Consider the following 12,368-nt stretch of genomic DNA (forward strand, 5'->3'; position numbering starts at 1 on the left):
ATGTTTTTTGGTAACCCAAAGGTACTAAACTACTTCGCAATAGAATGCCTAAATGATATTGTATGCTCATCTCTACACGGGATGTGGCTTTATGAGCCGTGTGGCGATAGATACTATGATTCAGATTTTAAACTGGCTAGCCATTGCCAAGCCCAATACTTGGAAAGCCTATGGAAGGCTTTGTTTAAATCAATAGATTAACAAATATATAATACATGTATAATTTGTAAAAAGAGTATGTATAGTTTGCTAATTTGTCTATTTAACAAATGAACTTGCTTTGCCTCATCACCAACGCATAAAACTAAAAACTTGCCCGAATAAATTAACAAATGGTCTCATTTAAAACGCATCATGTTCAGCCTACTGTTTGTGACCACCCTCCTGAAGCTATACTGGAAGGTGATGAGCCTTTGGCGCCTTCCAACAGCTATAACCGATCAGGCACTCCTTTTTTAGCGAAGAACCCGTTAAAAGCCTTATGTGTTACCTCAATTTTTTTTACAAGCCCTTAAATAATTAATAACCTAAACCATTAAATATGATGAACAAGTACTTTTTTATCCTGCTTTCATTCATTTTGAGTGTTTGCTTCACTGCACGATCCCAGACCTTCGTGCACCCGGGTATTCCGTTATCTGCTTCCGATCTGAGTACCTTGAAAGCCCATGTGCAAGCTGGGGATTATCCCTGGAAACAGGCTTATGATATCCTGGCTGCCGATGGTAAGTCCCAGCTGAACTACACTTACCAGGCTTTTGCCACGGTTACCCGCAGTCCTGATTTAAACCTTTATCGTTGGAGAAACGATATGACGGCTGCCTTTAATTTATCGTTGATGTGGTATTTTACTGGAAATCAAGACTATGCTGCGAAAGCCAGGGATATTTTAATTGCCTGGGCCACTACCCAAACGGAGTTTGGAGGCCAGCTGGGAAACCTTGACTTAGGCGACTATGCTTATGCTTACGGTGGCGCTGCCTCTATTCTTCGCGGAACTTGGAGCGGCTGGACTGCGGCGAACACAGCCGCGGTGAAAAACCTATTTAACAATGTTTACTGGCCACCTTCGGGCTGTGGCGGTTATGCTTTAGGACCTTCCAATAAAGGCAACCTGAGCTTATCCGCAGGTGTGGTAATCGCCGCCTTTTCTGACGATCCTGCTAAAATGGCCCATATCCTCTACCTTTCGAGATATATTGCCTCTTGCGGACTTAAAAATACTTTGCCCAGTGGCCAGAACGGAGAAAGTTTAAGGGATCAGGGACATGCCCACGGGACATTTAATAACCTGGCCTTCACTGCTGAAGTACTCTATAAACAGGGTATCGACATTTATTCGGAGCTTGAAGACCGGATTATGGCCAATGCCGAATATTTTGCCCGGAAAAATATAAGTTTACCCACCCCATATATCCCTTATGGCACTATTGATGCCTATTATTTAAATGACGTGACAACTCCCTGGGACCAGGGAAGGTTCGGTACTACTTTAGCTCACGGGGCCTACGTAATCCGTAAAAACCAAAGCTCGGTTTACCTGACAAAGCTACTTAATACCACGCCAAGGCGTCTTGACCCGGTAATTACCTGGTTCTATAAGTCGGCAGACAATTCTACGGCTACTGTACCACCGCAAACCGAAACGGTTCCGGTTCCAACAAAAGTAGGGACGGGGGGGCTAACCTCCCTTGATATCGGGGCCACCTCTCCTGCCGGGAGCAGTTCTTACAATAACAATGTGTGGACGGTAAAAGGGAGTGGTGATATGTGGACACATGGGGCAGATGCTTTGCACTTCGTTTATAAGGAAGTGACCGGAAACTGTTCTATCATTGCGAAGGTAGAAACCACCGGAGGTGGTGCCACGAATGCGCGTGCAGGCTTAATGCTCCGTTCTGATCTGACCCCAAATGCAGCGCAAAGGGCCTGGATAGGGATAACTCCTGCGGTGAAAGCCGAATCGTTTATGCATGGATGGTCAGAACTAAGGGGTGGTTCCTATTATGAGAAATCATCCAGGCCTGTAACCGGCATTCCGTATTGGGTAAAAATTGAACGTGTAGGGGAGATGATTGCCACCTATTATTCGCCCGATGGGGTAAGCTGGGCGGCGGCACACGAGGGCAGGTATACAGGCTTTACCGGCACCGCCTACATTGGCCTGGCGGTTTGTTCCAATACCAATGGTGCCTTAAATATTGCTACATTTAGCAATGTGAGTGTTACCGGCGGGCAGGGCGGAGTGCTTACTGCACCCGAAACACCGCTTTCTGTATATGCCTATCCCGGAGATCAGCAGATGCGGATAAGGTGGTTATCCTCCTTTGGCGCAGTGAGTTATACGCTTAAACGGTCGTCTTCTATGAACGGGACCTATTCTACCATAGCCACAGGCCTTTCCGGAAATACGTTCCTGGATAATAATTTATCGAACGGTCAGACCTATTATTATAAGGTTTGTGCGGTAAATACTTCGGGCACCAGTGCCGATTCGCCGGGAGATGGTGCTACTCCGGAGGCGCCACCGGTTCCACAGGTATTAAGTTCAGATGCTTTAAATGGGGTATACCGGATCATAGCTACACATAGCAATAAGGCAGTAGAGGTTAAAAATGGATCAACAGCCGATGGTGCCTTAATAGGACAGAGAACATATACCAATTTAAGCAGCCAGCATTGGAAAATAACACCTGTATCGGGTACCGATTATAAGATCATCAACCTGTTAAGCGGAAAGGCTATAGATGTCGTTTCCAATGCCGTAACCAACAACGCTCTTGTAGAGCAGCGCAGCTATTCGGCAAGTGATGCCGCGCAAGTATGGACGATCAAAGACCGGCTAAATTCAACGTTCAACATTATTGGAAAGCAGAGTGGGAAAGCGCTGGAGGTTCCTGGTTCCAACACTTCAGACGGTGTTTCTATGAGCATCTACAATTGGCTTGATAACCCTAACCAGATCTACAGAATAGAACCGGTTCCTGCTTCCGAAATGTCAACAGCTTACCTGAAAAAACTTGCAGAAGCCATCAAGTTACGCGATACTACAGCAACGAGTGCCACCAATGTACCGGGTAAATTTCCGGTAACAGCCAATGCGCAGTTAAATGATAGTATTACCTATGTCCAGTCTCAATATAATACACAATCTACAGTCATCGAGATAAGCAACTATGTTACCGTACTGGATAATGCGATGAAACGGTACTTAGCCTCCAAGTATTACCAGTTAAATACACTGGCAGATGGATATTACTATATTAAACCCACAACAAGCGATTCCTTATTTACCAGGAACGAGACCAATACTCCTTTATTTGAGGTGGCAAGCACCGACCCATATCTTCAAATCTGGGATATCAGGAAGCAGAGCAACGGCAGGTACAAAATTTCCTGTTTGAGTACACCCCCTGCAGCTTTTAGCAATTATCTGAGCGAGGGTGCACAATTTGGCCGTAATGTTACGCCATTTTCACTTGTATGGAATTCAATGAATTTTTACTTTGATGGAACCTCATATGCCATTCAGCGGGCACAAAACGGTGGAAACGGTTACTGGTATCAAAGCGGCAATAAAATACTTACTGTAGGGGGAAGCGATAATGATCCTACGCCTTATAGCTTTCCTTTCCGTTTTGAGCCGGTAGGACCTATCCCATTAAACCTCAAAGCGGCAGGGGGCGATGGTAAAAACATCCTGGACTGGGATCCTATCCCGAATAAAACGTATGTGGTAAAACGTGCAACGGCATCAGCTGGTCCTTATAATACACTCGCTACGATCAGTACCTCTAAATATACCGATAGTATTGGTGTGAATAACGGAACTACCTATTACTATCACGTTGCTTCGCCAGATAGTTCGGCTTACAGCCCTGTGGTTGCGGCTTCACCTAATGTTGGTCAGCTTATTTACCTCAAATTCGATGAGACAAGCGGGCGTGCCATTGATAGTTGGGGAGCTAAACATGCAACTTTAGCAACTTCGGCAAGCCGGGATAACGGAAAATCCGGAAATGCCCTTAAACTGGATGGTTCGGGGAATGCCTATGCTACCTTACCGGCAGGTATTGTGAGTACTTTAAATGATTTCACTGTATCTACCTGGGTGAAGATGGATGCGCTTTCTACCTGGATGCGCGTATTTGATTTTGGCATTGGTGCAACAACGGTTACACAATATATGTTCCTGACTGTTCAGGGGGGAACGCCTACAGTAGATGGCGTAACTACAAGGACCATTAGCTATAGAATTAAAAATGGGGGAACAGATCAGATCGTTAGTTTTAACTATCCTTTGCAAGTGAATGGCTGGACGCATCTTGCCGTTACCCAATCCGGAAATACGGCCAGCCTGTATATCAACGGCGCTTTGGTAGCCAGTAATACCGGGATCACGATTAAGCCTTCGCAGCTGACGGCTTCCGGTACCACTATCGGCACTACCCTGAATTACCTGGGTAAATCGCAGTTCAATGATCCGCTTTTTAAGGGCTCAATTGATGAGTTTAAGATTTATAATAGGGCCTTAAATGCAGCAGAGATTGCTTCGGCATTCACCAGCCAGTCGATCACGATGAATGCCATTGCCCCTAAACTTATGGGCGATGCAGATTTTGATCCTGCGGCTACTACTACATCCGGACTTCCGGTAACTTATATTAGTTCAGATACCACGGTTGCAAAAATTGTAAATAATAAAGTCCGTGTTCTGACTACCGGAACAACCGCCATTACTGCTTTACAGGCAGGGAATTCGGTTTACTGGCCTGCAATGCCGCAATCAAAAGTATTGTCGGTTGCCATCACCAATAACACCCAGCCCATTGCTGTTAAGGGCAGGCCGTTTACCTATACCATTAGCACTAATGCACTGAGCGATTTTACAGTAACAGGCTTACCTGCCGGTTTAAGCCTAAACGCCTCAAACGGGATCATATCCGGTACCCCAACTGAGTACGGTACATTCCCGTTATTTATCGGCGCTGTTAATGACAGTATCCCTGGAACGCAGAACATTACCTTAACGGTACAGAACAATATGGTCAGCAACGTTATTGTTGCTTCGGGGGATGCGAAAAATGTGGTGGAATGGGATGCTATTCAGGGTTTTAACTTTAATGTGAAACGCTCAACTACACCGGGTGGTCCTTATATAACGTTATCAAATGTAATGACCAATAAGTTTACCGATGCCAGTGTGAGTAATGGAACTACTTATTATTATGTAGTTGCGGCAGTAGATAGTCTGGGTGAGGGTTCTCCCAGCGCAGCAGTAACCGCAAAACCTGCTGCTGGTCAGCTGGTTTACCTTAAGTTCGATGAGGCTAGCGGCACCCGCGCTGTTGACAGCTGGGGAGCTACCCACGGAACATTGGCTGCAACAGCAACCAGGGCGGCGGGGAAAGATGGAACTTCGCTTAAATTGGACGGAACAGGTACTTCTTATGCTACCTTGCCAACAGGAATTGTAAAAACATTATCCGATTTTACCATCTCCAGCTGGGTAAGGATGGATGCACTGTCTACCTGGATGCGCATGTTCGATTTTGGTACAGGCAGCACACAATATATGTTCCTTACCGTTCAGCAGGGAACGCCAACCGTAAATGGCGTAAAACTATCAACCATACGTTATGCGATTAAAAACGGGGGCACAGAGTTAAACGTAAGCTTCAATTATGCCTTTCCTTTAGATACGTGGACACATCTGGCAGTAACCGAGTCAGGAAATACTGCAAAGCTGTATATCAACGGTGCTTTGGTATCAACCAATACCAACCTGAACATTAAACCTTCGCAGCTCACCGCTTCAGGCACTACTACGGGCACTACGCTGAATTACCTGGGTAAATCACAGTTTAATGATCCACTTTTTAAAGGCTCAATTGATGAGTTTAGGATCTATAGCAAGGCATTAAGTGATGCTGAGATAGCCGAAAGTTTAAAAACTGCGCAAACCATTACCTTTAATGCTTTACCAGAAAAGACGGTTACCGATACAAGCTTTAACGCGGGTGCGGTTTCCAGTTCAGGGTTGGCAGTCAGTTATGCCAGCTCAGACACCACAGTTGCAAGAGTTGCTAATAATATAATCCAGATCAAAGCAGCAGGTGTTACCACTCTTACAGCCACCCAGGCCGGCAGTGTAACATATGCGGCTGCAGCGCCTGTAAGCCAGGTATTAACTGTTAATAAAGTTGTACAAACCATCACCTTTAATGCTTTACCAGATAAGTCCGTTACCGATACCAGCTTCAATGCTGGCGCAGTTTCCAGTTCGGGCTTACCGATCAGTTACACTAGTTCAGATACCACTGTGGCAAAGGTTGCCAATAATGTAATACAGATTAAGGGAGCGGGGATTACAACCATTACCGCCATTCAGGAAGGAAATGCAAAATATACAGCCGCAACACCTGTAAGCCAGACTTTAACTGTAAATAAAATTGCACAAACCATTAGTTTTGCCGGCTTACCTGCCAAAAGACTCGGAGATGCTGATGTGACACTAAATGCAACACCAAGTTCTAATTTGCCGGTTAGCTATTCGAGTTCAGACACCACGGTTGCAAAGATCGTAAATGATAAACTGCAGGTAGTGGGTAATGGAACCTCCGTTATCACTGCGCAACAGGTAGGAAACGGAACCTATGCTGCAGCCAATATGACTCAGATCTTTAATGTAGTTCCTTTTAGCATCCAGATCCAATCAATGGATGGGGATGGTGGCCAGCTTACCAACAATGTGATCAGGCCAAATTTCAGCTTGGTAAACCAGGATTCGATCGGGATCAACTACAGTGAGCTTACCATGCGTTACTGGTTTACCGCGGAAAATTATGCCGGGATCAATACCTGGGTTGACTATGCCCAGATGGGAAACAGCAACGTGAAGATGAAATATGTACAATTGCCAGATCCTGCTTCAGGTGCCCTGGGTTATATGGAATATAGCTTTCTATCTGGAGGAAAGTTAAATGGAAACAGTAATAGTGGAGTAATCCGAACCAGGTTTGCAAATCAGGACTGGTCTGATCTTTCAGAAACTGATGATTATTCTTACCAGGCCAATACAGGTAGTTACGGTGTAAATAATCACGTTACCCTTTACCGCAATGGTAAATTGATATTTGGAGCAGAACCAGCTCCGGTACAGGCTTTAACCAAACTGAATGTGCTTTATCAGAATCAAAACTTGACTGCAAACAGCAATACCATAAGTGCTTTTATTGCCATTAAAAATGTAGGCAATAGTACCCTTGATTATAGCGACCTGACCGCCCGTTATTGGTTTAGCAAAGAAGGAACAGCTGGATTGAACATGACAGTAGATTATGCCAAACTGGGGAATAACAAGATTAAAGCACAGTTTACCGAGCTTGGTCCTTCACTGGCCGGTGCCGACACCCACCTGGAATTATCGGTCGATCAGTCAGCAGGAAAACTTTATCCTTTAAGCGGTACCGGAAATATCCAGTTCCGCATCAATAAAAACAACTGGTCAGCCTTTAACGAATCGAATGATCATTCGTATTTACCGAAGGCAGCAATGGATTCCAATGCACACATCACTGTTTATTACAAGGGGCAGCTCGTATACGGAACAGAACCTACATCTGGTTTCGGCCAACCTGGCAATCTTTCAGGTACAGTCTCCCATACAGGTATCATCCAGACAGAGCCTTTAGCCCAGGAGTTATCAACCAGCAATATCATTTATCCGAATCCGGTTAAAGACCAGTCTTTCAAAGTAAGGCTTACCACGGATCTCAGGGATCAAAATATTACGGTAACTGTTAGGGACGTTGTTGGTAGGGTAATGCAGAGCGGCAACTATCGTGCTGCCGACCGTGAACTGCAGGTAGGCTTATCAGGAAATTACCGTTTAGGCGTTTATTTCGTATACCTCAATAAACTGACACCAATTAGATTGATAGTGGACAAATAAAAAAATATCACTAAGGCAAAAGGTTGTTTAAGCAACCTTTTGCCTTTAAAAAGCGTAGCACCCGTTAGAGACGAATACCATATTGGAGTTAATTAAATATGGTAATGAATCTTCTTTACGGTTTTGTTCTAGCATAAATCTGTTGTTATATGACTAATTAGCTTAACCAATTTTATACATAAACTATGAAAACAAAAATGAATCAATTTATGCTTTGCGCTTTAACCATCTTTTGCGGATGCAGCAAGCCTATCGCTGCAGACGATCCGGCAAATTTGGGCACCAGTCTGGTGACCGGAAAACAGATGGCCGCCGCTGCCCTTGGGCGGGTAACTACTGTTGTGTATCCAGGGATGCTCCACTCTGCTGCTGATTTTACCCGAATGACAACTAAGGTAAATGCAGGGGCACAACCCTGGCTTGCTGGAATAAGCTTGTAGCCAATGGACGCTCTGCAGCCACCTACGTGCCGCGGCCAGTTGATACCATTGTACGTGGAAGAGCGGCAAGTGGTAGAGGAGAAAATTACATTCTGGCCTGTCAGGATGCTGCGGCAGCTTATCAAAATGCCTTACGATGCATTTTTTATCGGTTTAATTGATATAAGGATTAACGTTAACAATTAAAACTGACTAGGAAACTCTTTTTGTATTATTATGTTACAAGTTATGATAGTTTGAAATAAATCATTCGTGAACTAGTACATGAGTATTAATATTGTCTATGTTAAAAAGTAACAAGTGTTTTTTGAAAATAGCTCACTAATGATAGGTGTTGATATAAACGAATCCCATGTATTTCTACTGCACCTGCGTGTGATCGCTAAAACTTAGTTTAAGGGTTTGATTTGGGGTATGCCCGATGCGTTTACACTTAATGGCAGCCATAAATATTTTGATTTTTCAAGATCCAGTTTGTTCCATAGGTCTGCCATAAAAATAAATTTGTTGGCTTTTCCGGCAACAGGAAGTACAAAAGTGCTCTGGCCATAATAGGTTTTATCAGCATCTTTACCCAAACAAGGGTTTCCGTAGGCTTTCCACTCACCGAGTATGTCGTTTGCAACAGCATAATTCGCCTCATTAGGAGACCAGCCTGTACAGGCTGATGTGATCAAATAATATTTCTGCTGATATTTAAAAATAGCAGGCGCTTCTCTGCCTAAGCCAATAAGAATCCTTTTTTCGGTTGTGGTATGTTTCAAATAATCGTCTGTTAAAAGCGCAATGTGCATAGTGGCATTGCCTTCTGAAGAATAAAAGTGATAGGCCTTGTCATCGCTATCTACGAATATAGTCATATCACGGGCCATATTGCCATTCGGACGTTCACTACCTAGATATTTGAACAAACCAGTTGGCGAATTGCTTACTGCTACCCCCGATCTTGCGTAAGCATAATCCTCACTGTCGATATGCATCCACATGACAAACTGTTTGTTTTTTTGGTTATAAATTACTTTAGGCCTTTCAATTACTTTAGAAATGTGTAGGTCACTGGTTTTATCTGTTTTATTGGCTGGAAGTACAACGCCCTCAAATTTCCAGCGCTTAAGGTCTTTTGATGAATAACAGGAAACACCCCCAGCATTAACCCTATAGTTTTCCCAGTTAGATCCGGGTACCCTAGATGTTTTTCCGTTTTTTACCTCTCCATACCAGTAATATATGCCTTTATGGTATAAAATGCCACCGCCATGGGCATTAATGGGTTTCCCACTTGTATCATTAAATGTTTGGGGTACTTTTATCTGATCAGATTGACCAAAAGAAAAAAGAGGCTGTAAGAGCAATATTAAGGCAAATAATAAATTTTGCATGTGATAAAAGTTAATGGGGGTTAGAACAATTATGATTAATGTTAACGCTATTTAAGAAAGATCCAATTATAGTATTAAATGCCGTTGTAGAAAGAGGTCAATTCATTTACTTCAGCAACATAATGCTCTTTGGTCAAGCGGAGAGCATTATGTTAAAGTCAAGCTGTCCAGCCATTATTTAATTCTGTATATCAGTTCAAATGGGTTACTTTGTTTCTAGCACCAAGGTAGTTACAATAGGGTCAAGCTGTTTCGCATTCAGCGCAATCTTAATACCATTTTGATCCTGCAAAAATTTCAGTTTTGCCCCTCCGAGTACTATACATGAAATAATGGTCTTTTCGTTTTTGGGAAGTTTGATTTCTGTAGCTTCTTCGGGCATTTTTAGCACATGGATAAAAATCTTTTTCCCTTTGTGTGTCGAGCCATAATAATCATCAACAGGCTCAAACGGCCCTGGACGGGTTCCATAAATTCCATCACCATTTTTAAATAGCCATTGGCCTACTTCTTTCAAACGTTCTACATGTGAAGGTGGGATAACGCCATCGGCATCTGGACCAACGTTTAACAACATGTTGCCTCCGCGATCAACGGTATTCACAAGATAATCGACAATTAGCTTCGTGGGCATCAGGTTTTGAGCCTTATTATACCCCCAGCTTGTTCTGTTTAGGTTAAGGCATTTTTCCCAAGGATAGGATATGATCGGACCTTTTACCGGGGCGTCTCCTTCGTCCGTTTGAAAATCTCCTTCCATTCCGGACCTTGGATTGATAACAACGTCTGCATTATAACTTCTCACCATGGCGTTTAGTTTCAAAGGCTCCCAAAACCAGGCGGCATCTGCATCATTTCCTTTGTGGGCAAGCCAACCACCGTCATACCAAAGAATTTCAATTTTTCCATAATTTTTCATCAGCTCTTCTACCTGTCCATATGTTTGCTTTTTTAATAAAGCAGCATTCTCAGACTTTCCCTTAGGATCAAAGTATCCAGGAAACCGCCAGTCTAATGGAGAATAATAAAGTCCGACATGCAAGCCAGCCCTGCGGCAAGCCGCTGTGTATTCTTTAACGAAATCGCGATGTGCAGCGGTTTCCCAGCTATTAAAATGATTGTAACTGGAAGCACTGTTCCATAATGAAAACCCGTCATGGTGCCTGGCCGTTAATACCATGTACTTCATTCCAGCTTCTTTGGCCGTTTTTGCCCACGCATCAGCACTGAAGGCCTTAGGATTGAATTGATCTGCTAGCCTGGCATAGACATCTGATGGAATTTTTTGATTGAACATTGTCCATTCACCTGTTGCCGGGATGGCATATAAACCCCAGTGGATGAACATACCGAACTTCTGATCTTCCCACCACTTCATCTTTTCGGGGGATAAATTTGATCCGGGACCTTTAACTCCTGTAAATGCATTTTTTATGCTGGAGTGAATGGTCCCTTTTTGCATTGATTTTTTTTCGTCTTCTCCCATTTGGCGACCCATCGCATTTATTGATAAAGTCGTTAATAGTAGGCTGATACCAACAGCAAGGTTTTGGATAAGTTTTCTACGGTACATAATTGGTTAGGATGATGATACAAAAACAAATTTATTGGATTGGTTATCAATATTTTTGTTTTTAATAGACTATTTCATGTATTAATCCGACTTTTTCAATTGTTCTCTGTTCATGTAACGGTAGCTCTATTTCTTCTATGTGGGGCCATTAGATTTTATTCATAACTGTTAGTGGAAAAGCTTGACCTTTTATTCACTTATCTGGTAAGGAAAGATTAATGTGAAATGCCGCAGAAACGGTATCTTAGAAAGATTTCACTTAATAAAAAATGACCTTTGGAAGAGTAACTTCACCGACTATATCCCATTTTCGCAACTGCTTAAAAAAGCGTAACCTTTACTTACTAATATCGTCTGGCCATTTGGTGCAAGAAGCCTAAATTGAAACGCCCCATTTGTCGTTTTGTTATTACAAGTTTAATCCCCTGTAGGGCTGCACTTTTTATCTAAACTAGCGCTTTCAGGATTGAGGGGCTTTTTTGTATTTGACCATCGGGAGCGAAAGGGTGTCGAACCTAGCGGTGTAATTATTTAGAAATCAGTTATTTTGAATACTCCTCTATGGTTTTAGTGCCGAAAACTCACCTCTTTTTTTACTACTATCATTTAACGGTGTAGATAGGGGCTGCTGAAAACTCAAGGTTTTCAAATTTTTATTAAAGTAGTGTCTTTTAAAAGAAAAATAAGCCATATATACCAAAAAATTAACAGTAATCCGTTGTGCTTATTGGTCAAAAATTTATAGCAAAAAATCTAACGCATGCTTTTTGAGCATATCCTATGAAAAATCTTGAGCTAATATTAGTGAAAACCAACATAAATAAATGAAAAAAAATATGTTATGTTTTTTTTAGCAGACCCTAGATAACATCCAATTTTAATAGGAGATTACGCATTTTGCAGCATTGATAAAATTAGTGATTGAGAATTTATCATTTTAATACTAGTGATTATTAACGCTGAATGTGAAGCAAACAAAAAGCCTTTGTCAGTAGCAAAACTCGTATATGTGATTTTTTTAA

Annotated in this window: 4 protein-coding genes and 1 pseudogene; 2 read left to right on the top strand and 3 right to left on the bottom strand. The window is 42.7% G+C overall.

What is annotated here, in order from left to right; genetic code table 11:
- Nucleotides 1-541: 541 nt before the first annotated feature.
- Both ACN9MR_RS01890 and ACN9MR_RS01895 read left to right on the top strand, forming a co-directional pair.
- The gene (locus tag ACN9MR_RS01890; protein ID WP_426327990.1) at nucleotides 542-7,954 is read left to right on the top strand and encodes a LamG-like jellyroll fold domain-containing protein; all 7,413 of its coding nucleotides are present in this window, start codon (nucleotides 542-544) and stop codon (nucleotides 7,952-7,954) included.
- Nucleotides 7,955-8,139: 185 nt separating this feature from the next.
- Nucleotides 8,140-8,394, top strand: a complete 255-nt coding sequence (locus ACN9MR_RS01895; RefSeq protein ID WP_426327991.1) for a hypothetical protein — start codon at nucleotides 8,140-8,142, stop codon at nucleotides 8,392-8,394.
- Nucleotides 8,395-8,783: 389 nt separating this feature from the next.
- Here the strand turns inward: ACN9MR_RS01895 and ACN9MR_RS01900 are convergent, their stop codons facing one another.
- From ACN9MR_RS01900 to ACN9MR_RS01910, 3 genes and pseudogenes are all read right to left on the bottom strand, one after another.
- Entirely contained in the window at nucleotides 8,784-9,773 is a 990-nt protein-coding gene (locus ACN9MR_RS01900) for a glycoside hydrolase family 43 protein (RefSeq protein WP_426327992.1), read from the bottom strand.
- 205 nt (nucleotides 9,774-9,978) lie between these two features.
- On the bottom strand, nucleotides 9,979-11,346 hold the full coding sequence (locus tag ACN9MR_RS01905) for an alpha-L-fucosidase (protein ID WP_426327993.1): 1,368 nt from the start codon (nucleotides 11,344-11,346) through the stop codon (nucleotides 9,979-9,981).
- A 297-nt stretch (nucleotides 11,347-11,643) separates the two neighbouring features.
- Nucleotides 11,644-11,730, bottom strand: a pseudogene (locus ACN9MR_RS01910) (YegP family protein); the annotation flags it as partial.
- Nucleotides 11,731-12,368: the final 638 nt, after the last annotated feature.

Source organism: Pedobacter sp. R-06 (genome assembly GCF_049913135.1).
In the GTDB taxonomy this organism is placed as follows: domain Bacteria; phylum Bacteroidota; class Bacteroidia; order Sphingobacteriales; family Sphingobacteriaceae; genus Pedobacter.

Bases quoted from the DNA above. Each gene is read 5' to 3' on its own strand.
- ACN9MR_RS01890 (WP_426327990.1), top strand. From the start codon at position 542: ATGATGAACAAGTACTTTTTTATCCTGCTTTCATTCATTTTGAGTGTT.
- ACN9MR_RS01895 (WP_426327991.1), top strand. From the start codon at position 8,140: ATGAAAACAAAAATGAATCAATTTATGCTTTGCGCTTTAACCATCTTT.
- ACN9MR_RS01900 (WP_426327992.1), bottom strand. From the start codon at position 9,773: ATGCAAAATTTATTATTTGCCTTAATATTGCTCTTACAGCCTCTTTTT.
- ACN9MR_RS01905 (WP_426327993.1), bottom strand. From the start codon at position 11,346: ATGTACCGTAGAAAACTTATCCAAAACCTTGCTGTTGGTATCAGCCTA.